The following is a 22,043-nucleotide window of genomic DNA, read 5'->3' as shown; positions in this document are numbered from 1 at the left end:
CTTTACCTGTCGGTGTCCGCGGCCGCTAGGCGGTCGCACCACCGAAGATGTCGATGGGATCGCTGCCGGCGACCAGGGTCACCATGGCGCGCTTGGTGGCCTTGCGCTGACCGTAACCGGTGCGGGAACGCTTGCGCTTGCCCACGCGGTTGAGGGTATTGACGCTGGCGACCTTCACACCGAAGATCTGCTCGACGGCAATCTTGATCTGGGTCTTGTTGGAGTCCGGGTTCACCAGGAACGTGTAGACGTTCTGCTCCATGAGTCCGTAGGACTTCTCGGAGACGACGGGTGCGACGATGATGTCCCGGGGGTCGGCGATGGTGCTCACTTTGCCTCCTCCTTGGCTGCGGCCTTGGCGGTGTCAGCCACGGCGATGAAGCCGTTGAGCGCCTCGACGGAGAACACGATGTCATCTGCGTTCAGAACGTCGTAGGTGTTGAGCTGATCGAAGGCCAGGGTGTGGACGTTCGGCAGGTTGTTGGCCGACTTCCACGCCGTGACGTCCTCGCGACCGAGGACGACCAGGACGGACTTCCGGTCGGTGAGACGCTCGATGAACGTCCGCGCGGCCTTGGTCGACGGAGTCTGGCCTGCGACGAGCTCCTCCACCAGGTGGATGCGCTCGTTGCGGACGCGGTCGGTGAGGGCACCGCGCAGGGCGGCTGCCTTCATCTTCTTGGGGGTCCGCTGGTCGTAGTCGCGCGGCTGCGGACCGTGGACCGTGCCACCACCGGTGTAGTGGGGGGCGCGGATCGAACCCTGGCGGGCGCGACCGGTTCCCTTCTGGCGGAACGGCTTGCGGCCACCACCACGGACGTCGCCGCGGGTCTTGGTGGCGTGGGTGCCCTGGCGCTTCGCGGCCAGCTGGGCCACGACGACCTGGTGCATCAGCGGAACGGACGGCTCCACGTCGAAGATGGACGCGGGCAGCTCGACCGAGCCGTTGGTGGCACCGTCAGCGGTCTGGACGTTGAGGGTCAGATTGCTCATGCGTGTGCACCGCCCTTCACTGCGGTCTTGACGGTGACGATACCGCCGTTAACTCCGGGGATGGCACCCTTGATGAGGAGCAGGTTGGACTCGAGGTCCAGCTTTGCGACCTTCAGGTTCTGCAGGGTGACGCGCTCGTTGCCCATACGGCCTGCCATCCGGGTGCCCTTGAAGACACGACCCGGGGTGGCGCAGGCGCCGATGCCACCGACGCGGCGGTGAGCAGCCTGGTTACCGTGGGAGGCGCCCTGGCCGGCGAAGCCGTGACGCTTCATGGCGCCGGCGTAGCCCTTACCCTTGGAGGTGCCGGTGACATCAACGAAGTTGACCTCACTGAACAGTTCTGCGGTGATGTCCTGGCCGACCTCGTAAGCGGAGGCGTCATCGACGCGGAGTTCCGTCACGTGGCGGCGCGGGGTCACACCGGCCTTCTTGAAATGACCTGCCTGCGGCTTGTTGACCTTGCGCGGGTCAATGTCGCCGTAGGCGATCTGGACGGCGTCGTAGCCGTCGATGTCCTTGGTGCGCACCTGGGTGACGACGCACGGCCCAGCCTCGACGACGGTGACCGGAACGACCCGGTTGTCCTCGTCGAAGATCTGGGTCATGCCGAGCTTCTTGCCCAGGATGCCCTTGATCTCGTTTTCACTCATAATTCAGTCTCCGCTGCCTCAGTTCAGACTCAAGTCCACAATCTCTGACGAGATCACTGGATGTTGACGTCGACGCTTGCCGGCAGATCGATGCGCATCAGGGCGTCAACGGTCTTCGGCGTCGGGTCGAGAATGTCGATCAGGCGCTTGTGGGTGCGCATCTCGAAGTGCTCGCGCGAGTCCTTGTACTTGTGCGGCGAGCGGATGACGCAGTACACGTTCTTCTCAGTGGGCAGAGGCACAGGGCCGACCACACGAGCACCGGTACGGGTGACCGTTTCGACGATCTTCTTCGCAGAAGCGTCGATTGCCTCGTGATCGTAGGCCTTGAGCCTGATGCGGATCTTCTGTCCCGCCACGCTAGTCCTCTTCCTCGTGTCCCCCTCGCCCGGTGACCCGGGTCCGAGGGAACTTCTTTTCAATGTCAACGCTGTCCGGCCGGAGGCCTGGCACAGTCGCCAGTTATGACTTCGATTGGTCTCACGGTCTCCCGGGGCACCGTCGCGAAAGCGATGGCAAACACGGGATCCGTCCGACCGGCACTGGAGTACTCCCCGGCGACCGTCGAATCATAGTGAGGAAGAGCCCCTCCAACGTGATGGTCGGGATCTTCACTTACTGCCGCTGTTTATTTGCCATGCCCCACTCCGGTCCCCGCGGTCGGGCGTGTCCGCCGTCTCCGCGTGGGTTACCGCACGACAGTTCCACCCCGGATGGAAATATTTCCGATCCGAGGCACCCTGCCGATGATGGTTCATGCTCACTTCACCATCTGCGCCGTCTCACACCACCACTCTCCCCACCATCGGTTCCGATACGGCCTGATGACGAGGCATAAAGCAATGGCGCTCAGACGCAATGTCAAAGCAACGTCCGCTATTTAACCACGAAGGTCCTGTTCCTTCAAATCCGTCTTCCCTCCCCTGAACTGGTGGAGCCCCGCGCCGTCACCAGCACACCCGTGAAAAGTGAGTACGCTGGCGCTCACACCTTCATTCAGCACCATCGAGAACAGTGAGGCCCCCTATGAGTGACAACGACTCCAGCAACAACTCCGGCAAGGCGAACACCCCCGCTGTCCAGGACGACAACTCCGTCGACTCTGAACTGTTCACCGACCACGGACGGACGTCTGTCGCCGACGTCGTCGTGTCGAAGATCGCCGGCATGGCAGCTCGCGAGGTGTCCGGCGTACACGGTCTGGGCGGCGGCGCGTCCCGCACCATCGGAGCTCTCCGCGAGCGTATCCCCGGCGGTCGGGTCAACGTCCAGCAGGGAATCTCGGTGGAGGTCGGCGACCGTCAGGCCGCCGTCGACATCTCCATCGTGGCGGAGTACGGCGTCGCCATCCACGAACTTGCCGAGGCGATCCGTCGCAACATCATTCTCTCCGTCGAAGAGATGACCGGCCTTCAGGTGACCGAAGTCAACGTGATCGTCCACGATGTCCACCTCCCCGAGGACCACGACGACGAGGACGATGAGCCGGAGCAGTCCCCCCGCGTCCAGTAGTCACCACCGACCGTCCGTCCGCAGTCCCCGTCACCACGTCATCTTGGAGCCGTCATGAGTAGCCCCGGAGCACAGGGCCCACCTCCGGACTTCCGCAAGGATCCGGAGTACGTCCGTCAGCGCCGTCAGGTCATCCGCGACAACCACCCCGACACCGGTGGCTCGGATGCCCGGCTCATCGCGGCGCTGGGCGAGCTCGACTCCCGCTGGCAACGCCAGACGTCGATTCGCCGTGGCATGGAGAGTGTCCGCCTTCCTGGCTTCATCCCCGACGATGTTGCCCGCCAGGCCACCGAGTTCGCCGGCCGGACGTCTGATGAAGTGCTCCGGCGCACGGAAGACCTTCGGGCAAAGGGGGCGGTCATCGCGCACTCCCCGAAGACCCGTCGGGTGATGCGGGCAGCAGGTAAGTTCGTCCGGGACGCCGACCGCACAGTCCGGTCGCGACTCCCCACCAGTTTCCCCGGTGCCCGACGGTTCTCGGACACCGGTACCGACGAGAAATCCAACTGATAGTGAGGTCATGATGAAGTACGCGACAATCATTGGCGTGCTGCTGGGATTCCTCCTGGCAGTCGGTGCCCTCTGGGACGGCGTGGTCGGTTTCCTCGTTGTGCTGGTTCTCTGCGGAGTCGGCGGCGCCGTCGGCGCCCATGTGGAGGGTGTCATCGACCTTCGGCGTGCCTTCAACAGCAGCGGTCGGGGACGGGGCTGATTCCCCGTGTCCTCTCCCAACATCGACGCGCCTGCTGAAGATACCGCGGTCCTCGCCGGCAGCGGTGCTGCTGAAGAACTACCCCGCAGCGAGGCCTACCGGCAACAGCGTGCACACACCTCCATCGACATGAAGGTACTGGAGAAGATCGCCACCCGGGCAGCCCTCTCCGTTCCTGGTGTTGTCCGGCATTCGTCGGGCATCGGCCAGTTCACGGGCCGTCGGTTGCCCCGGGTGAGCGTGCAGATGGATCCCGGCGGTAGTGCCGCCGTCGCTGACATCCAGATCGCCACCTCCTGGCCAGCCCCCACCGTCGCGGTTGCGCAGGTCACGAGAGAAGCCGTCGGTGAATGGATCGAGCACTCGACCGGTGTGCCGGTACTGGCGGTCAACGTGGATGTCGCAGCCGTCGTTCCCGGAACCGACGAGACAGTCACCGTCGCCGGCCTGGCGGCAACACCCCGGACCCCGGAGTACACCCGTGTCTCCGCCACACCTCTGCGGGCGTGCTCCCCGACCGTTACCCGGCAGATCACCGAGGTCGCCGTGCCCGCGACGCCCCAGCCTCGTCAGCCGGTCCACCCCCCGGCGGTGACGTCGCGACAGCTCATGCCGGTGACCGCAGGTCGGCCGGAGCCCGCAAGGCACGTCTCTGCCCCGACGCCTCGAGCGGCACAGCAGCCGTCACTGCCGGCTCCGGTCCGTGTCACGTCGGTTCAGCCCCCCGCGCCGCCCGAGGTGAGGCACCCGGTGACTCCACCAGCGACACCCGTCATGCGCCCGCGGTCACCACACAGTGCAGCTCAACCACGCCTCCTGGAACCGATCATCATCGATCACGTGACGGTCACAGCTCCGCCACCATCACGGGGGCTCCGTATCCTCTACGATGTGTCGACCCCCACCGGACCGCTGCTACGCGATGTTCCGACGCCGCGCGGCCTCCCGACCCGCACGGTGCCCACCCCCCAGGGGCTCGAGGTGACCATTTTCCCGGCCGTCCGAAGGCACCGCCGCATTCCGGTGACTGTCGACACCTCCCGTCGCTGGCGATCCGCCGACTCCGGTGAGGACGGGAAGCCCAGCGGCGACCACGACAGGAGTCCGCGATGACAACAACACAGCATCCGGAGCGTTACCGACCCGAACCGTCAGGCAGGTTCGCCGCCGACCTGAGCCTGTCCGATGACACGACGACCGCGGGGTCCGGGGGGTCCGGGGGGTCCGGGGAGTCTCCACAGCCGGTTCCCCACGCCCCTCAGCCGACAGCCTCTCCGCTGGCACGCGGGTGGACGATTGTCCTGGGCATCGTGCTGCTCGGCCTCACGGCAGTCATCGTCCGTGACGTACTCGTCCTCAACGGCTCCGTCTCGGGGAGCCAGCTGCTCCCACCTGTTTTCGACTGGTTCGCCACCGTCCAGAGTGAATCGTGGATGCTGTGGGCCGGCATCGGGTGTGCCCTTGTCGCCGTCTTCTTTCTCCTCGTGACCGTGCGGCCTCGTCGACGTACCCACATGGCCTTCGGCGACGGATCGGAACTCTACGCACGCCCCGTCGATGTCGCTCGACTCTCCACTGCGACAGCCCGGCGCGTTCCAGGTGTACTCTCAGCCCACACAGTGACGACACGGAAGAAGATCTCGGTCAAGGTCGTCACGGCGGTCACGCCGGAGTCCGCCGAGACGATCCGAGCACGGGTTTCCACGCACGTTTCCGAACTCTCTGCACTCCTGGTTCCTGCCCCGAGTGTCCAGGTGACGGTCACCTCGGGAGGTGAAGGACGATGAACCGGGGAAAGGCCTCGTTCGACCGCATCGTGACACTTCTGCTCGCCCTTGTCTTCGGAGGTCTCGCCTTCTGGATGATCGGGCTCCGTCTCGACCTCGCACCCGCACAGCGGATCGGTGACTACGTCAACAAGGACTTCTGGGCTGAGCTGAGCACACGCGACAATTACGACACCATTCTCGTCATCGCCGCCGTGGTGACCGGTCTCCTCGGTCTCCTGCTCGTCGGAATCAACATCGAGCGCAAACGCCTCGGGCGTAGCGCGTCCCCGACGTCCGCACCGACCGGCACGATCCGTACATCGCCCGCCGATGTCGCGTCCGCGGTTGCCCAGACCTTCGAGAAACGTGACGACGTCCGCTCTGCCAGTTACCGGGCAAGCGAGGACAGGGGGACCGAGATCATCGAGATCCGGTTGCGAATCCCCGCCGAGACCGATGTCGCCGAACTCAATGAGAGCTGCCGCCGCGCCGCCGCGGACATCACCGCCGCCCTGCCCGGCCAGGAGGTTCTCCCGCGATTCCTCCTCCAGGTAGAGCAACCGGCACGTCCCCAGTAACCCGACCACGGCCTCCTCCGCACGGCACAGAGCTGCGACGGGGAACCTTGACGGTGAGGCTAGCCTACTGATATTCTCCCTCAGGTAAGCGAACCCTCACATGGGTCCGTTCCGCGTCGACCATCAGAAGGAAGAACGTGGTCTCCGGCTGGGTTCGGGACCTGTACGTGCCCATGACACACACCCTGAACACACGGCAGGATGCCGCCGCCGAAATACAGGACTCGGAGGACGGCGCTGTTAGTCTCGCCGGAACGTCCGGGTTGTACACCAAACGTGCCGTCGGCCTTGCGGCTCTGCTCGCTGTCCTCCTCGGCGCATTCATCGCCAGTCTCGCTCACGGGGCCAACCCGATCCCCTACGCGGATGTCTGGGACGCCATCTGGCACCGCGGGGAAAACGAAGCATCCTACATCGTCTGGGACCAGCGGTTTCCCCGGACGGTGATCGCCATCGTCACGGGTGCTGCCTTCGCGCTCTCCGGGGCACTGATCCAGGCGCTCACCCGTAATCCGCTGGCCGACTCCGGCATCCTGGGTGTCAATGCCGGCGCAGGACTTGCCGTAACGGTCGGGGTCGGGGTATTCGGCATCGCAGGAATCACACAGTACATCTGGTTCGCTTTCATTGGCGCCGCCGCAACAACAATCCTGGTGTACATCATCGGTCTCGCCGGCGGCGCACGCGGCGCCAACCCGGCCACCCTGGTCCTGGCAGGTGTGGCACTGGCCGCGGTGTTCGGGGGAGTCACCAGCTTCCTCCAGCTCATCGATCCCGACACTTTCGAGGCCATCCGCAACTGGAACCTGGGTTCCGTAGCCAGGACGTCCCTCAATGATGCTCAGTCGGTCCTGCCGTTCCTCCTTCTCGGCGTCATCCTGGCGATCCTTGTCTCCACCGACCTGAACTCCATCGCCCTGGGTGACGACCTAGCTGCATCGCTCGGGACCAAGGTGGTCCGGGCCCGGATCCTCACCATCCTCGCCGTCACCGTACTCGCCGGTGGCGCCACAGCGCTCACCGGCGGTATCGGGTTCGTGGGCCTGATGGTGCCCCACGTCGTGAGGTGGATCGTGGGACCGGACCAACGCTGGATGTTCTTCTACTGCCTGATCGGCGGCCCCGTCATGGTGCTTCTGGCTGACACCCTCGGTCGTATCATCGCCCGCCCGGGTGAGATCGAAGTCGGCATCCTGACCGCAGTCATCGGTGCGCCGGTTCTTATCGCGCTGGTCAGGCGGAAGAATGCGAGCGGCCTGTGAAAACCCCCGTGCACAATACGACGACGGACACGTCAATCGATTTCGGATACCTGAGTAGGACCGTCCGCACCCCCTTCACCGACCACCGGCTGCATATCCGGTCCGGTGTCGTCGCCTGCCTCTTCATCGGCTCGGCCGCACTCCTGGCACTGGTTGCCATCGGGATCGGCCAGTACCCTCTCTCCCCGCTCGAGGTCTTCAACGCCATCATCGGCAACGGCGAACGCTTCCACCGCATCGTGGTCGTGGAATGGCGTATGCCCGTCGCCATCTCCGCGGTCTTCTTCGGCGCACTCCTGGGCATCGGCGGGGCGGTCTTCCAGTCGATGACCCGGAACCCACTGGGATCCCCGGACATCATCGGGTTCGACGCGGGTTCATTCACTGCTGTCACACTGACCATGCTGGTCATCGGTTCAACGGCCTACTGGAACATCGCCTTCGCCGCCATCATCGGAGGCGTACTGACCGCGTTCCTGGTGTTCCTGCTCGCACGGAAGAACAAGTCGGTGCAGAGCTTCCGCCTGATCATCGTCGGAATCGGCGTGTCCGCCACACTCGGTTCCCTCAACGCCTACCTGATCACCCGAGCGGATGTCGAGGACGCGATGATGGTCGGGTTCTGGTCGGCCGGATCAATCAACCGTGTCACCTGGCAGTCCCTACTCCCAGTACTGGCCATCGGCATTCTGGTGATCGTGCTGATTGCACTGCTCGCGCCCGCGCTGAAACAGATGGAACTCGGCGACGATGCAGCCACCACGCAGGGCATCAATGTGGAGCGTACCCGCCTGGCACTGATGATCACCGGTGTCGCGACGACTGCCTTGGTCACCGCCGCAGCCGGGCCCATCGGCTTCATCGCTCTGGTGGCCCCGCAGCTTGCCCGACGCATCGCGGGCACCCCCGGAGTCACCGTTCTCGGCGCTGCAGCCGTCGGTGCTGCGCTCCTGACATTCGCCCACTTCCTCTCCCTGGTCATCGCCCAGTTCTACCGGTCGATCCCGGTCGGGCTCCTGACCGTCAGCGTGGGCGGCATCTACATGATCTGGCTGCTCGTGCGTGAGGCACGCAAACAGTACGGACCACCGAAACAGACGAATTGACGGGATCACCGCATGACTGACACGACACACTCCGCGGCGAGCCGGCTCCGGGCTCTCGACGCCACCATCGGTTACGACCAGCGGATCATCTCCACCGGCCTGTCCGTGGAGATCCCGCACGAGTCCTTCACCGCCATCATCGGGCCGAACGGCTGTGGCAAATCGACGCTCCTCCGGGCTTTAGCCCGGGTCCTGTCACCAACAGACGGGTCGGTGCTGTTGGACGGTAAGGAAATCTCCTCCTACGGCGCCAAGGACGTCGCCCGTCAACTCGGGCTTCTCCCCCAGACGTCACTGGCCCCGGACGGAATCCGTGTCGCAGATCTTGTCGCCCGCGGCAGAGCCCCGTACCAGTCACTGTTCCACCAGTGGTCCCGCGAGGACGAACAGGCGGTCAAGGACGCCCTCGTCGCGACCCACACCGACGGGTTGTCCGGCCGGCTTGTGTCAGAGCTCTCGGGCGGCCAACGGCAGCGCGTATGGGTTGCCATGCTGCTCGCCCAGCAGACCCCGATTATGCTGCTGGATGAACCGACCACGTTCCTCGACATCGCCCACCAGTACGAGTTGCTCGAACTGTTGCGCACGTTCCACGATCACAAGAAGACTGTGGTCGCCGTCCTCCACGACCTCAACCAGGCGTGCAGGTACGCCGGACACCTCATTGTGATGCGCGACGGCGACGTCGTCACCACCGGTGCTCCTTCCGAGGTCATGACGCCGGACCTCGTCGAGGACGTCTTCGGGTTACGGGCGCTCGTCGTGCCGGACGCGGTGACCGGCACACCGACTATCGTCCCGCTGGATCCTCGCCGGGCCGACGGGGACGGCGTTGTCATTGACCCGGTGGGCAGTCGTCCCGCTGCTACGAGTCGCTGACGACCTCCCACGACTCCACCGGTCCCGCTTCCGCGGCGAACAACGGGTGCGACGGTACCACTCCGTCTGTCGGCAGGTGCGGTAGCCATTCTTCGGCACGCGCGGCGACTTTGCGCTGCAGGTGCCCGAGTTCGTAGGTGAGCTGGCCGTCGGTGACCGGGATGGACACCGTCTCCTGCGGGATAGCGGGGACGTGGATCCGGGAACCGTCGAACGAGTAGCCACGGGCTGTCGCCTCGGCGCGGAGGCCGGTCAGGAATGCGCCGACCGCCAGTGTCGGTTCCGGATGTGCCCGGAAGCGGATGAGTTGGGGATGAGCCTTGTACCCGCGGGTCCCGCCCTCAAGCACTTTCTGGGCAAGAAGCGCCTCGCGCCAGCAGGCGACAAGGGCGGCGCGGTCAAGAATCGAGGGGTGCAGGCTCCACAGTCGCATACCTGGTAATCGTACGCGGCGTCCCCCACTCTCGACTGAGGCGTGCTGCTACACGGTGACGGGGTGACGTTGCTGGTTCTGCAGCACGCGGGCGAAGGTCGCGAATTTCGTCGCTGTCTCACGGTGCTCGTCCTCCGGAACCGACTCCGCGACGATGCCGGCTCCCGCGAACAGTTGCGCGCGACTACCGGACACCACGCCTCCACGCAGCGACAGGGCCCATTCGGCATTTCCTTCCGCGTCAACCCAGCCGACCAGACCCGAGTACATTCCCCGGTCGAAATCCTCGAGTTCTGCGATGACCTCCCGAGCCGTCGCCGTCGGCCAGCCGCAGACAGCAGGGGTCGGGTGCAGGTCGTAGAGCATCTTCATGAAGGCGCCCGGCGAGCCTGCGTGAGGAAGCCTCCCGGTGATCCGGCTCCCCAGGTGAAGGATAACCGGGGTCGACACCACACTGGGCACGTCCGGGACAACGACATTCTCGGCGTAGCGGTGGAAGACCTCACCCACTTGTCGGACAACGTGCGCGTGCTCTGCCCGGTCTTTCGGGGAGTTCAACAGTCCCTGGGTGAGTTCGCGGTCTCTGGCAGGGTTCTCCCTGTCCCTGGGAACCGATCCTGCCAGAGGGAAGCTGGTCACCGCACCACGACGGCTACGCAGAACGAGTTCCGGGCTGGCGCCGACCAATGTTTCTTCACCGCAGCCACTGTCACCAGTAGTGCCGAGGTCCGTGCGGTACACGTAGGCGTGAGGGTTTGCCGCGCCGAGATCAGCGACCAGCCGGTCGATGTCGAAATCCTCGTCAGCTTCAAGTACGGCGGTGCGGGCCAGGACGACCTTCTCCAGGTCGCCTGTGTCGATTCGTTCGACTGCCCGGGCCACCGCCTCCCGGTACCCAGGCGAGTCCGGGAGTTCCAGCGATGTCGACGGTCCCGTCCCCTGCGCGGCAGTCGGCGCCACCCCTTCCCCAGCGTGGCCGGCCCCTGCCGCCTGACGCCATGTGACTTCCTCCGGGATGTACAACACGGCAGGACGCCCGGTGTCGAACGGAATGCACCCGACCACGGGCCCGTCATGGCCGGTGTGTGTCAGGAGGGATTCAACGGCGCTGGCGACACTGGAGCCGTCCCATGCTTCCGGTGCGACGACATGCGCAACACCTCGCGCAGTCAGTCGGTACTCCGGTGTCGAGAACTCGAACGTCGCGTGCGGACCACGCGGGTCAACGCTGGCTGGCACCACCATCGACGACCACCTCCTGGAGAGTCATGTGACGGGCGCCGTCACCGGACAGAAATACAACGACTGACGCAATGTCTTCAGGGGACGCAATGCGCCCCAGCGGGATCCCTGACTTGTACAGTTCCGGCTGTCCAGCCACCAGGGTTGCCTCTGATCCGAGCCCCTCGATCATCGATGTACGTGTTGTCCCCGGACAGACAACGTTGCACCGTACATGCTGACGGCCCAGTTCGAGCCCGAAAGACCTCGTCACACTGCTGGCCGCCGCCTTAGACGCGGCATAGGCTGTCATGGACGACCGTGGCACCGTCCCCGCATTCGATCCCACGGTGACAATCGAGCCGCCGCCGTTGGCCGCCATCCGGGGGCCGAGGGCACGGCACATCGCGAAGACACCGAATGCGTTCACGGAAAACTGCCGCTCCCAGTCCTCGTCCGTGGCGTCTTCGCCGGGACCGGCGGCGATGACACCGGCGCCGTTGACAAGAGAGTCCACTGCACCGACGGTGTTCCAGACGTCACGGACCACCGAATCAACCTGGTGGGAGTCCCCCACGTCAAGGCCGACGTGGTGGAGCACACCGGGGCCGGAACGTTCTACGCGGCTGATTCCGCGCGGATAGGAAATATCGGCGGCGGTCACCGTGTGCCCCGCAGAAAGGAGTTCCGTGACAACGGCGCTCCCGATTCCGCCTGCAGCGCCAGTCACCACATGATGACGCACAGAGCCGTGCAAATCTGCAGCCATGTTACGCGTCCGACCCCACAGCCTCTGCGAGTCGGGCCGAGGACACCAGACGACCGACCACCTCGTCCGTGTCGACGACCTGACCACAACGGGCCGCAGCAAACGTCAGCGCACCACGGTGGTCGCTGGACGTGAAGTCAGCCATGGCATCAGCGACCAGGAAAGGCTTGATGTCGCGCATGAACGCCGATGTCGCTGTAGCGAGACAGCCGATATGGGCGTACACACCGGCGATGATGAGCTGGTTCCGGCCGCCCTCGACGAGGATCTCCTCGAGGTCCGAGCGAGAGAACGCATCGTAGCGCCATTTGGTCAGTACGGTGTCCGTGGCGCCGGGTGACAGGGCGTCGACGATGCCTGCCTCCGACTCCTTCTGCAGTCCGGGCCCCCAGAAATCCCAGAGCAAACCACGGTCGGCCGGATCCTGGTTCGGCGGCTGGGCCGTATAGAACACGGGGATTCCCGCATCTTCTGCGGCGCCGCGCAGTGAGCGGATATTGTCGATGACCGTCGCGATCATCGGTGATTCCGCACCGAACGCGTCGATAAAGTAGTTCTGCATATCGTGGATGAGCAGAGCGGCGTGAGGGGCGTCCACCTGCCAATCTGCCCGACCGCTCGGCAGGTCAGCCGCCACTGGCAGCTGGTATGACTGGATAGAGGGAAGCACTGCGTCCTCCTTGGGGAGAGAGGTGTGAGGGACTGTTGCCGTATCTATTGACGGCACGCAGCGTACCCTACCCTGTATTCGGGTATGCCAGACCTACTTATGGCATTTCTCACAACCCGACGGCGGACGACCATGGCTTTCGTTCCCGCGGGGCTTCAGACACAAATCCGCCCCCACCCGGCGAACGGGTAGGGGCGGGATGTCGATCACCGTCTCCTCAACGGGACGATGACGAAGCGTCTCAGATCAGACTACTTGTTGATCTTGGTGACACGACCGGCGCCGACGGTGCGGCCACCCTCACGGATGGCGAACCGCAGGCCCTCGTCCATGGCGACCGGCTGGATCAGGGTGACGCTCATGTCGACGTTGTCGCCGGGCATGACCATCTCCGTGCCCTCCGGCAGCTTCACGACACCGGTAACGTCGGTGGTGCGGAAGTAGAACTGCGGACGGTAGTTGTCGAAGAACGGGGTGTGGCGGCCGCCCTCGTCCTTGGACAGGATGTAGACGGAGCCCTCGAACTCGGTGTGCGGGGTGTATGCGCCCGGCTTGGCGATAACCTGGCCGCGCTCGACGTCCTCGCGCTTCAGGCCACGGAGCAGCAGTGCGGCATTGTCGCCGGCCTCTGCGGAATCCAGCAGCTTGTTGAACATCTCGATGGAGGTCACCGTGGTCTTGGTGGACTTCTCGCGGATGCCGATGATCTCGATCTCGTCGTTCAGGTTCAGCTGACCGCGCTCGACACGGCCGGTGACGACGGTGCCGCGACCGGTGATCGTGAAGATGTCCTCGACGGGCATGAGGAACGGCTTGTCGGTCTCGCGCTCCGGATCCGGGATGGAATCGTCGCAGGCCTGCATGAGGTCGACGATCGCCTGGGTCCACTTCGGGTCACCCTCGAGTGCCTTCAGAGCGGAGATCTGGACGATCGGAGCCTCTTCGTCGTAGTCCTGCTCGCCCAGGAGCTCGCGGACCTCCATCTCGACGAGCTCGATGAGGTCCTCATCGTCAACCATGTCGCACTTGTTCAGGGCAACGAGGATGTAGGGAACGCCGACCTGGCGGGCCAGGAGGACGTGCTCACGGGTCTGCGGCATCGGGCCGTCAGTGGCGGCGACAACGAGGATCGCGCCGTCCATCTGAGCAGCACCGGTGATCATGTTCTTGATGTAGTCGGCGTGACCCGGGGCGTCCACGTGTGCGTAGTGGCGCTTCTCGGTCTGGTACTCGACGTGGGAGATGTTGATCGTGATGCCACGCTCGCGCTCCTCCGGCGCCTTGTCGATTGCGTCGAACGCGAAGGCGTGGTTGAGCTCCGGGTAGGTGTCAGCCAGAACCTTCGTGATAGCGGCAGTCGTCGTGGTCTTGCCGTGGTCGACGTGACCGATGGTGCCGATGTTAACGTGCGGCTTAGTACGCTCGAACTTAGCCTTCGCCACTGTGATGTCCTCCTGGACTCTTCGGTGACTACGACTCTCGCAGCCACGTGGGGTTGTATTTTTCCGGTACCGGGTCCACCGCTGATCGCAGCGGCCGGAACACCGGAATCTTTCATTGTGCCGATTACAGCATCGTACAGCGCGTTGGCGGCCGTGACATCCCCGCACCGGAAACGGCGGGACTGAAAGGGCTTCCTGCCTTCACGCAGGTGCTGGGTAACGGCCAGCACTCTGCATCCTACTGCAACCAGCGCCGCAGGGAAAACTGCATGGTGACGCATGGTTGTGAGGATGCCGGGTGCTGGCCCCTACCCTCCCGTAAGCAGTCGTTCACGTCTCGGGGAGTGATCCGGGGACGACTGCACAAAAACGGGGAGGCGAGGAGCTGACCGTCGAATACTTCTCGACGGCGACCGGAACCTAGGCGTTGCCGGTGCGCTCAGCGATGATCTCGGTTGCGACAGAGGAGGGAACCTCGCCGTAGGAGTCGAAGATCATCGTGTAGTTCGCACGGCCCTGGGTCTTGGAACGCAGGTCACCAACGTAACCGAACATCTCGGAGAGCGGGACCTTACCCTTGACGACCTTCGCGCCGGACCGGTCCTCCATGGCGGAAACCTGACCACGACGGGAATTGATGTCACCAATGACCTCACCCATGAACTCCTCGGGGGTGGTGACCTCGACTGCCATCAGCGGCTCGAGCAGGACCGGCTTCGCCTTCGCGACACCCTCCTTCAGAGCCTGGGAACCAGCGATCTTGAACGCCATCTCAGAGGAGTCGACGTCGTGGTACTGACCGTCGATGAGCGTAGCCTTGATATCGACCAGCGGGAAGCCGGCCAAGAAACCGTACTGCATCGCGTCCTGGACACCTGCATCGACGGAGGGGATGTACTCCTTCGGGATGCGGCCACCGGTGACGGCGTTGACGAACTTGTAGCTCGCGTCTTCGCCCTCCTCCAGCTCCTCGGGCTCCGGGTTGTACGGCTCGAAGGCCATGATCACCTTAGCGAACTGACCGGAACCACCGGTCTGCTTCTTGTGGGTGAACTCGACCTTCTCGACGGCCTTACGGATCGTCTCACGGTACGCGACCTGCGGGGCACCGACATTCGCCTCGACCTTGAACTCACGCTTCATGCGGTCGACGAAGACGTCGAGGTGCAGCTCGCCCATGCCACCGATGATGGTCTGGCCGGTCTCGTCGTCGAGGTTGACGGTGAAGGTCGGGTCCTCTTCCGTCAGGCGCTGGATGGCGACACCCAGCTTCTCCTGGTCGGACTTGGTCTTCGGCTCGATAGAGACCTTGATGACGGGCTCCGGGAAGTCCATGGACTCCAGCAGGATCGGGTCATTGATGTCACACAGGGTGTCACCGGTGGTGGTCTCCTTGAGACCGATCATCGCGTAGATGTTACCGGCGTGGGCCTTGTCGACCGGGTTCTCCTTGTTGGCGTGCATCTGGAAGAGCTTGCCGACGCGCTCCTTCTTACCGGTCACGGCATTCAGGACCTGCTGACCGGGCTCGACATTTCCGGAGTAGACGCGCACGAAGGTGAGCTTGCCGAAGAACGGGTGTGCAGCGATCTTGAAGGCCAGCGCGGAGAAGGGCTCGTCGTCGCTGGGCTTGCGGGACATCTCGACGTCCTCGTGGCCCGGCTTGTGGCCCTGAATGTTCTCGACGTCCAGCGGGGACGGCAGGAAGTCGATGACAGCATCGAGAACCGGCTGGATGCCCTTGTTGTGGTAGGCGGTACCACAGAACACCGGGTAGATCTCGGAGTTGATCGTCATCTTGCGGATCGCAGCCTTGATCTCCTCGAGGGAGAGTTCCTCGCCGGCGAAGTACTTCTCCATCAGGGCCTCATCGGACTCCGCGACGGACTCGAGCAGCTTCTCGCGGTACTCGGCAGCCTTGTCAGCCAGGTCAGCCGGGATCTCCTCGTAGGTCGGCTCAGCGCCGACCTCGACGCGACCACGCCACGTGATGGCCTGCATCGTAAGCAGGTCAACGACGCCGTCGAAGTCATCCTCGGCACCGATCGGCAGCTGCATGACCAACGGCTTGGCGCCGAGACGGTCGATGATGGTCTGCACGGTGAAGTAGAAGTCAGCGCCCAGCTTGTCCATCTTGTTGACGAAGCAGATGCGCGGAACGTCGTACTTGTCGGCCTGGCGCCAAACCTGCTCGGACTGGGGCTCGACGCCCTCCTTGCCGTCGAAGACGGCGACAGCGCCGTCCAGGACGCGCAGGGAACGCTCGACCTCGACGGTGAAGTCGACGTGACCAGGCGTGTCAATGATGTTGACCTGGTTATCGTCCCAGAAACACGTGACGGCGGCGGAGGTGATCGTGATGCCACGCTCCTTCTCCTGCTCCATCCAGTCCGTGGTGGAGGCACCGTCGTGCGTCTCGCCAACCTTGCGGTTGATGCCGGTGTAGTAGAGGATGCGCTCGGTGGTCGTGGTCTTACCGGCATCGATGTGCGCCATGATGCCGATATTGCGGACCTTCCTCAGGTCCTTCTGCACTTCTTGTGCCACAGTCTATTCCCTCAATGTAGTCGGAATGTCGTAGATGATTGTGCCATCGACCGGGCGACCACGCAGGTTCTACACCGGCCGGGGAGGGCCCTGCCGACGGCAGGACCCTCTCAGGTCACCAGCGGTAGTGGGCGAAGGCGCGGTTGGCCTCGGCCATCTTGTGAGTGTCCTCACGACGCTTGACGGAGGCACCGAGACCGTTGGAGGCGTCAAGGATCTCGTTGGCGAGACGCTCGGTCATGGTGTTCTCACGACGCTGACGGGTGAAGGTGACCAGCCAGCGCAATGCCAGAGTGGTGGAACGGCCGGGACGGACCTCGACCGGCACCTGGTAGGTGGCGCCACCGACACGACGGGAGCGGACCTCGAGGGCCGGCTTCACGTTGTCGAGTGCCTTCTTCAGGGTGAGAACCGGGTCGGTACCGGTCTTCTCGCGGCAGACCTCGAGCGCGCCGTAGACGATGCGCTCGGCGGTCGACTTCTTGCCGTCCAGCAGAACCTTGTTCACGAGCTGGGAGACGATGACGTCGTCGTAGACCGGATCCTTGACGAGGGGGCGTGCGGGTGCGGGACCTTTACGAGGCATGTGCTACTTCTCCTTCTTCGCGCCGTAGCGGGAACGGGCCTGCTTGCGGTCCTTGACACCCTGGGTGTCGAGGGAGCCGCGGACGATCTTGTAACGGACACCCGGAAGGTCCTTCACACGACCGCCGCGAACGAGCACCATGGAGTGCTCCTGGAGGTTGTGACCCTCGCCCGGGATGTAGGCGGAAACCTCGATGCCGGAGGTCAGTCGCACGCGGGCGACCTTACGGAGAGCCGAGTTCGGCTTCTTGGGGGTGGTGGTGTACACACGGGTGCACACGCCACGACGCTGCGGCGAGCCCTTCAGGGCAGCCGTGGCAACCTTGCCAGACTTGTCGTGGCGGCCCTTACGGACCAGCTGCTGGATAGTAGGCATAACCGACTTTCTACTTGTTCGTGTCCTGCCGTGACCCCGGGCTCTTCCGGTACTCTGCCGGCGTGCCCTCGTGGTCGGACGAGACCTTCTTCGAGATCATTTCCCTGCTGTTCACGAGCGTCTTTGTTTTGAACGTGCCGAAACCCCTCAGCCGCTCTCGCTGGCCTACGGGGTAGAAGTTCATATCGACCGGCAAGACCGGCAGACGCGTCCTGATAAGTGGGACTGTGGTCTGACACTACCCGACACGCCGAGTACCACCAAATTTCCGCTGCCGCGCGGGACCCAGGTGTCGTCACCGCGCTGTGCGGTTCCTGGTATACGACCGTATCATCGCTTCCACCGCCCGACGTGCGACTGACCATCGGGGCCTCTCCGGGCGCGTCCCTGCCTTCTCCATCATGGTTCGTCCGTACCATACGGGTATCTGGACGGCTCCCCCGCTCTCATGCTCCCCCTCCCCCACCCCCACCCCGAGACGTCCGGAAAAAGGCCAAGGCCCGGCCCCTGCCGAAAGCAGGAGCCGGGCCATCTGACCAGCCGAACTGGACGTATCAGTTCAGGTCGATGTCGTCGAGCGGAACGGCGGCACCGGTGAACTCTCCGTAGGAGTCGTCTCCGTAGAAACCGTCACCGAACGTCGACGGCAGCTGGTATGCAGCTGCGCGAGCTTCCTCCGTCGGCTCCACGGCGATGTTGCGGTACTTCGCAATGCCCGTACCGGCCGGGATGAGCTTACCGATGATGACGTTCTCCTTGAGCCCGATGAGCTTGTCGGAGCGCTTGTTGATTGCCGCATCGGTGAGAACACGGGTCGTCTCCTGGAAGGACGCGGCCGACAACCACGAATCGGTAGCCAGCGACGCCTTGGTGATACCCATGATCTCGGCACGGACCTCCACCGGGCGGCCACCGGTCTGGACAGCAGCCTTGGAAGCCGAGACTGCGTCAGCGTGATCCACCAGCGAACCCGGCAGGTACTCTGTCGAGCCCGAGTCGATGACGGTCACGCGGCGCAGCATCTGGCGCACGATGATCTCGATGTGCTTGTCGTGAATGGCCACACCCTGATCACGGTAGACCTTCTGGACCTCGTTGATCAGGTGCTGCTGGACGCCGCGACGCCCCATCACGCGAAGTACCTCGTGCGGATCGGCCGAGCCCTTCAGGAGCTGCTGGCCGCGAACGACGCTGTCGCCGTCCTTGATCTGCCGCTCGAAGTCGCCGACCTTGATGACAGCCAGGCCCTGGCGCTTCGACAGCTTCTCGTACACGACCTCGTCCGAACCATCCGCGGGGATGATCGTCAGCGTGTAGAAGTTGTCGTCGTCCTCGATGCGGACCTTACCGTCGACCGAGGCGATCGGGGCCTTGGCCTTCGGAACACGTGCCTCGAACAGCTCCTGGACACGGGGCAGACCGCCGGTGATGTCTCCACCGACACCACCCTGGTGGAAGGTACGCATGGTCAGCTGTGTTCCGGGCTCACCGATGGACTGCGCGGCGACAATGCCGACGGCCTCACCGATGTCGACCTTCTTACCGGTCGCCATGGAACGGCCGTAACAGGTAGCGCACACGCCGGTCGCGGTATCGCAGGTCATCACCGAGCGGACCTTGAGAGTCGCAACACCGGCATCGACCAGCCGCTGGATCTCCGGGTCTCCAAGATCCTGACCGGCAGGGATAACGACGTTACCTGCGGCGTCCACTGCATCGGCAGCGAGGAAGCGGCCGGTGGCAGCGGTCTCGACGAACTCCGCCCGACGGAACTTGCCGGTCTCGTTGCCTTCGGCATCCAGGACGGCCTCGGCGAGCGGGATGGTGACACCCTTGCTCGTGGCACAGTCGTCCTCGCGGACGATGACGTCCTGCGCGACATCGACCAGACGACGGGTCAGGTAACCCGAGTCGGCGGTACGCAGCGCGGTGTCGGCGAGGCCCTTACGGGAACCGTGGGAGTTGTTGAAGTACTCCAGCACGGACAGGCCCTCACGGAAGGAGGTCTTGATCGGGCGGGTGATGTAGTCACCACGCGAGTTCGTGACCATGCCCTTCATACCGGCCAGCGTCCAGATCTGACGCATGTTGCCGGCCGCGCCGGACTTCACGATCATCGGGATCGGGTTGTCGTCCGGGTACAGCTGCTCGACAGACTCACCGACGAAGTCGGTGGCTTCCTTCCACAGGTCGACCAGGGAGTTGTACCGCTCCGTCGCGTTGATCTTGCCGCGGGCCATCTTCTTCTCGATGACACGGGCACGCTCCTCGTAACGGTCGAGGATCTCCTTCTTGTTCGGCAGGACCAGCACGTCATGCATGGTGATGGTCACGCCGGAACGGGTAGCCCAGTAGAAGCCGGCGTCCTTGAGCTTGTCCACGGTCTGCGCGACGGTGATCATCGGGTACTTCGCGGCCAAGTCGTTGATGACCGCGGCCTGCGGCTTCTTGGCCATGACGTCGTCCACGAACGGGTAGTTCCACGGCAGCAGCTCGTTGAAGAGCACGCGACCCAGCGTGGTGTGCGCCAGCCAGACCTGCCCCTTCTGCCAGCCGTCGGGGAACTGCTCGGCCTCCACGTCCTCCGGAGGACGCAGGTGGTCGATGCGGACCTTGATCGGGGCCTGCAGGCCCAGCACGCCGCGGTCGCGGGCCATGATGGCCTCGGACAGCGTCGAGTAGACACCGCGCTCCGGACCGTTCTCGTCGGCCGGGGTGTAGGCACCCTCTCCACCGAGCTCGTCGGTGGTCTTCTGCAGGGTCAGGAAGTAGAGCCCGGTCACCATGTCCAGACGGGGCATGGCCAGCGGCTTACCCGACGCCGGAGAGAGGATGTTGTTCGAGGCGAGCATGAGGATGCGAGCCTCGGCCTGTGCCTCGTCGGACAGCGGCAGGTGGACCGCCATCTGGTCACCGTCGAAGTCAGCGTTGAAGGCCTCACACGCCAGCGGGTGCAGCTGAATCGCCTTACCCTCGACCAGGACCGGCTCGAACGCCTGGATGCCCAGACGGTGCAGGGTGGGGGCACGGTTCAGCATCACCGGGTGCTCGGCGATGGCGTCCTCGAGCACGTCCCACACCTCGGGACGCTGGCGCTCCACCATCCGCTTGGCGGACTTGATGTTCTGTGCGTAGGACTTCTCGACGAGCCGCTTCATCACGAACGGCTTGAAGAGCTCCAGGGCCATCTGCTTCGGCAGACCACACTGGTGCAGCTTCAGCTGCGGGCCGACGATGATCACCGAACGACCGGAGTAGTCGACACGCTTACCCAGAAGGTTCTGACGGAAGCGCCCCTGCTTGCCCTTGAGCAGGTCAGACAGCGACTTCAGCGGACGGTTGCCGGGGCCCGTGACCGGGCGACCGCGACGACCGTTGTCGAAGAGCGCGTCGACCGACTCCTGCAGCATGCGCTTCTCGTTGTTCACGATGATCTCGGGGGCACCGAGGTCCAGCATGCGCTTGAGACGGTTGTTGCGGTTGATCACACGACGGTAGAGGTCGTTGAGGTCGGAGGTCGCGAAACGGCCACCGTCGAGCTGCACCATCGGGCGCAACTCCGGCGGGATCACCGGGACTGCGTCGAGAACCATGCCCGCGGGGTCGTTTCCGGAACGCAGGAATGCGGCGACGACCTTGAGGCGCTTGAGAGCGCGCAGCTTCTTCTGCCCCTTGCCATCGCGAATGATCTCGCGCAGCTTCTCGGCCTCTGCCTCGAGGTCGAAGGAGCGGATGAGGGTCTGGATGGACTCTGCGCCCATTCCACCGGTGAAGTAGTCCTCGTAGCGGTCGACGAGTTCGGTGTAGATGCCCTCGTCGACGATCATCTGCTTCGGGGCGAGCTTGACGAAGGTGTTCCAGATCTCGTCGAGACGCTCGACCTCACGCTCGGCGCGCTCACGGATGTGGCGCATCTCGCGCTCGGCGGCGGTCTGGATCTTGCGCTTCGCGTCCGCCTTGGCACCGGCGGCCTCGAGCTCAGCCAGATCAGCCTCGAGCTTCTCGGACCGGTCGGCGAGGTCTGCGTCGCGCTCGTTCTCGACTTCCTTCTTCTCGACCAGCATCTCTGCTTCGAGGGTGGTCTGGTCGTTGTGACGACCTTCCTCGTCGACGGAGGTGATGATGTTCGCCGCGAAGTAGATGATCTTCTCGAGATCCTTCGGGGCAAGGTCGAGCAGGTATCCGAGGCGCGACGGGACACCCTTGAAATACCAGATGTGGGTGACCGGGGCGGCCAGCTCAACATGGCCCATGCGCTCACGCCGGACCTTGGACTTGGTCACCTCGACGCCGCAGCGCTCGCAGATGATGCCCTTGTAACGGACACGCTTGTACTTACCGCAGGCACACTCCCAGTCACGGGTCGGCCCGAAGATCCGCTCACAGAACAGACCGTCCTTCTCGGGCTTCAGGGTGCGGTAGTTGATAGTCTCCGGCTTCTTGACCTCGCCATGTGACCAACGACGGATGTCATCGGCGGTCGCGAGACCAATACGCAGTTCGTCAAAGAAGTTGACGTCCAGCACGTGGACT

General features: G+C 64.2%; 22 protein-coding genes. 9 read left to right on the top strand and 13 right to left on the bottom strand.

Features of this window, described 5'->3' with window-relative positions; genetic code table 11:
- Positions 1-25: 25 nt before the first annotated feature.
- From rplW to rpsJ, 4 genes are read right to left on the bottom strand one after another with little or no spacing between them, the layout of a single operon-like run.
- The gene (rplW, locus tag CGLY_RS03545; RefSeq protein ID WP_038546277.1) at positions 26-331 is read right to left on the bottom strand and encodes a 50S ribosomal protein L23; all 306 of its coding nucleotides are present in this window, start codon (positions 329-331) and stop codon (positions 26-28) included.
- Positions 328-993, bottom strand: coding sequence for a 50S ribosomal protein L4 (gene rplD / locus CGLY_RS03540; protein WP_038546273.1), 666 nt, complete (start codon positions 991-993; stop codon positions 328-330). The genes rplW and rplD overlap by 4 nt, the downstream gene beginning before the upstream one ends.
- Positions 990-1,646, bottom strand: coding sequence for a 50S ribosomal protein L3 (rplC, locus tag CGLY_RS03535; RefSeq protein WP_038546270.1), 657 nt, complete (start codon positions 1,644-1,646; stop codon positions 990-992). The genes rplD and rplC overlap by 4 nt, the downstream gene beginning before the upstream one ends.
- Positions 1,647-1,699: 53 nt before the next feature.
- Positions 1,700-2,005, bottom strand: a complete 306-nt coding sequence (gene rpsJ, locus CGLY_RS03530; RefSeq protein ID WP_010120790.1) for a 30S ribosomal protein S10 — start codon at positions 2,003-2,005, stop codon at positions 1,700-1,702.
- Positions 2,006-2,672: 667 nt separating this feature from the next.
- On the opposite strand from rpsJ, the gene CGLY_RS03525 reads away from it, so the two are divergent.
- The 9 genes from CGLY_RS03525 to CGLY_RS03485 all read left to right on the top strand — a co-directional run bounded on the left by CGLY_RS03525 (position 2,673) and on the right by CGLY_RS03485 (position 9,467).
- Positions 2,673-3,158 (top strand): Asp23/Gls24 family envelope stress response protein, encoded by a 486-nt coding sequence (locus tag CGLY_RS03525; RefSeq protein WP_038546256.1) that lies wholly within the window; start codon positions 2,673-2,675, stop codon positions 3,156-3,158.
- 54 nt (positions 3,159-3,212) lie between these two features.
- Positions 3,213-3,671, top strand: a complete 459-nt coding sequence (locus tag CGLY_RS03520) for a hypothetical protein (protein WP_038546253.1) — start codon at positions 3,213-3,215, stop codon at positions 3,669-3,671.
- 13 nt (positions 3,672-3,684) lie between these two features.
- Entirely contained in the window at positions 3,685-3,873 is a 189-nt protein-coding gene (locus tag CGLY_RS03515) for a hypothetical protein (protein ID WP_081804012.1), read from the top strand.
- 6 nt (positions 3,874-3,879) lie between these two features.
- On the top strand, positions 3,880-4,986 hold the full coding sequence (locus CGLY_RS16640; RefSeq protein WP_052539601.1) for an Asp23/Gls24 family envelope stress response protein: 1,107 nt from the start codon (positions 3,880-3,882) through the stop codon (positions 4,984-4,986).
- Entirely contained in the window at positions 4,983-5,660 is a 678-nt protein-coding gene (locus CGLY_RS03505) for an Asp23/Gls24 family envelope stress response protein (RefSeq protein ID WP_038546248.1), read from the top strand. Before CGLY_RS16640 ends, CGLY_RS03505 begins: the two co-directional genes overlap by 4 nt.
- Entirely contained in the window at positions 5,657-6,220 is a 564-nt protein-coding gene (locus tag CGLY_RS03500) for a hypothetical protein (RefSeq protein WP_038546245.1), read from the top strand. Before CGLY_RS03505 ends, CGLY_RS03500 begins: the two co-directional genes overlap by 4 nt.
- Positions 6,221-6,393: 173 nt before the next feature.
- Positions 6,394-7,482, top strand: a complete 1,089-nt coding sequence (locus tag CGLY_RS03495) for a FecCD family ABC transporter permease (protein WP_052540616.1) — start codon at positions 6,394-6,396, stop codon at positions 7,480-7,482.
- Entirely contained in the window at positions 7,479-8,588 is a 1,110-nt protein-coding gene (locus CGLY_RS03490) for a FecCD family ABC transporter permease (protein ID WP_052539599.1), read from the top strand. The genes CGLY_RS03495 and CGLY_RS03490 overlap by 4 nt, the downstream gene beginning before the upstream one ends.
- Before the next feature lie 12 nt (positions 8,589-8,600).
- Positions 8,601-9,467, top strand: coding sequence for an ABC transporter ATP-binding protein (locus CGLY_RS03485; RefSeq protein ID WP_052539598.1), 867 nt, complete (start codon positions 8,601-8,603; stop codon positions 9,465-9,467).
- Here the strand turns inward: CGLY_RS03485 and CGLY_RS03480 are convergent.
- From CGLY_RS03480 to CGLY_RS03440, 9 genes are all read right to left on the bottom strand, one after another.
- Positions 9,454-9,900, bottom strand: a complete 447-nt coding sequence (locus CGLY_RS03480; RefSeq protein ID WP_038546240.1) for a pyrimidine dimer DNA glycosylase/endonuclease V — start codon at positions 9,898-9,900, stop codon at positions 9,454-9,456. The two genes, CGLY_RS03485 and CGLY_RS03480, sit on opposite strands and share 14 nt — an antisense overlap.
- 48 nt (positions 9,901-9,948) lie before the next feature.
- Positions 9,949-11,145 (bottom strand): isochorismate synthase, encoded by a 1,197-nt coding sequence (locus CGLY_RS03475; protein WP_052539595.1) that lies wholly within the window; start codon positions 11,143-11,145, stop codon positions 9,949-9,951.
- A complete protein-coding gene (locus CGLY_RS03470) occupies positions 11,123-11,890 on the bottom strand; it encodes an SDR family oxidoreductase (protein ID WP_052539593.1) in 768 nt (255 codons plus the stop codon). Before CGLY_RS03470 ends, CGLY_RS03475 begins: the two co-directional genes overlap by 23 nt.
- A 1-nt stretch (position 11,891) precedes the next feature.
- The gene (locus CGLY_RS03465) at positions 11,892-12,560 is read right to left on the bottom strand and encodes an isochorismatase family protein (protein ID WP_052539592.1); all 669 of its coding nucleotides are present in this window, start codon (positions 12,558-12,560) and stop codon (positions 11,892-11,894) included.
- 251 nt (positions 12,561-12,811) lie between these two features.
- Entirely contained in the window at positions 12,812-14,002 is a 1,191-nt protein-coding gene (tuf, locus tag CGLY_RS03460; RefSeq protein ID WP_038546237.1) for an elongation factor Tu, read from the bottom strand.
- Positions 14,003-14,422: 420 nt separating this feature from the next.
- Positions 14,423-16,549 (bottom strand): elongation factor G, encoded by a 2,127-nt coding sequence (fusA, locus tag CGLY_RS03455; RefSeq protein ID WP_038546234.1) that lies wholly within the window; start codon positions 16,547-16,549, stop codon positions 14,423-14,425.
- Positions 16,550-16,664: 115 nt separating this feature from the next.
- Positions 16,665-17,135 carry a 30S ribosomal protein S7 gene (gene rpsG / locus CGLY_RS03450; protein WP_038546231.1) on the bottom strand — a complete coding sequence of 157 codons (471 nt, stop codon included), beginning with the start codon at positions 17,133-17,135 and terminating at the stop codon, positions 16,665-16,667.
- Positions 17,136-17,138: 3 nt separating this feature from the next.
- Complete coding sequence (rpsL, locus tag CGLY_RS03445) at positions 17,139-17,510, bottom strand: 30S ribosomal protein S12 (protein ID WP_038546228.1); 372 nt, start codon at positions 17,508-17,510, stop codon at positions 17,139-17,141.
- A 554-nt stretch (positions 17,511-18,064) separates the two neighbouring features.
- Positions 18,065-22,036 (bottom strand): DNA-directed RNA polymerase subunit beta', encoded by a 3,972-nt coding sequence (locus tag CGLY_RS03440; RefSeq protein WP_038546225.1) that lies wholly within the window; start codon positions 22,034-22,036, stop codon positions 18,065-18,067.
- Between the last annotated feature and the right edge of the window lie 7 nt (positions 22,037-22,043).

The organism is Corynebacterium glyciniphilum AJ 3170 (assembly GCF_000626675.1).
Taxonomy (GTDB): Bacteria; Actinomycetota; Actinomycetes; order Mycobacteriales; family Mycobacteriaceae; genus Corynebacterium; species Corynebacterium glyciniphilum.
This window is presented reverse-complemented; position numbering and strand designations above follow the sequence as displayed.

Coding starts and splice junctions, on each gene's coding strand:
- rplC (WP_038546270.1), bottom strand. CDS start 1,646: ATGAGTGAAAACGAGATCAAGGGCATCCTGGGCAAGAAGCTCGGCATG.
- CGLY_RS03520 (WP_038546253.1), top strand. CDS start 3,213: ATGAGTAGCCCCGGAGCACAGGGCCCACCTCCGGACTTCCGCAAGGAT.
- CGLY_RS03495 (WP_052540616.1), top strand. CDS start 6,394: ATGACACACACCCTGAACACACGGCAGGATGCCGCCGCCGAAATACAG.
- CGLY_RS03480 (WP_038546240.1), bottom strand. CDS start 9,900: ATGCGACTGTGGAGCCTGCACCCCTCGATTCTTGACCGCGCCGCCCTT.
- rpsG (WP_038546231.1), bottom strand. CDS start 17,135: ATGCCTCGTAAAGGTCCCGCACCCGCACGCCCCCTCGTCAAGGATCCG.
- rpsL (WP_038546228.1), bottom strand. CDS start 17,510: ATGCCTACTATCCAGCAGCTGGTCCGTAAGGGCCGCCACGACAAGTCT.
- CGLY_RS03485 (WP_052539598.1), top strand. CDS start 8,601: ATGACTGACACGACACACTCCGCGGCGAGCCGGCTCCGGGCTCTCGAC.
- CGLY_RS03475 (WP_052539595.1), bottom strand. CDS start 11,145: ATGGTGGTGCCAGCCAGCGTTGACCCGCGTGGTCCGCACGCGACGTTC.
- CGLY_RS03470 (WP_052539593.1), bottom strand. CDS start 11,890: ATGGCTGCAGATTTGCACGGCTCTGTGCGTCATCATGTGGTGACTGGC.
- CGLY_RS03500 (WP_038546245.1), top strand. CDS start 5,657: ATGAACCGGGGAAAGGCCTCGTTCGACCGCATCGTGACACTTCTGCTC.
- CGLY_RS03525 (WP_038546256.1), top strand. CDS start 2,673: ATGAGTGACAACGACTCCAGCAACAACTCCGGCAAGGCGAACACCCCC.
- CGLY_RS03505 (WP_038546248.1), top strand. CDS start 4,983: ATGACAACAACACAGCATCCGGAGCGTTACCGACCCGAACCGTCAGGC.
- CGLY_RS03515 (WP_081804012.1), top strand. CDS start 3,685: ATGAAGTACGCGACAATCATTGGCGTGCTGCTGGGATTCCTCCTGGCA.
- rplD (WP_038546273.1), bottom strand. CDS start 993: ATGAGCAATCTGACCCTCAACGTCCAGACCGCTGACGGTGCCACCAAC.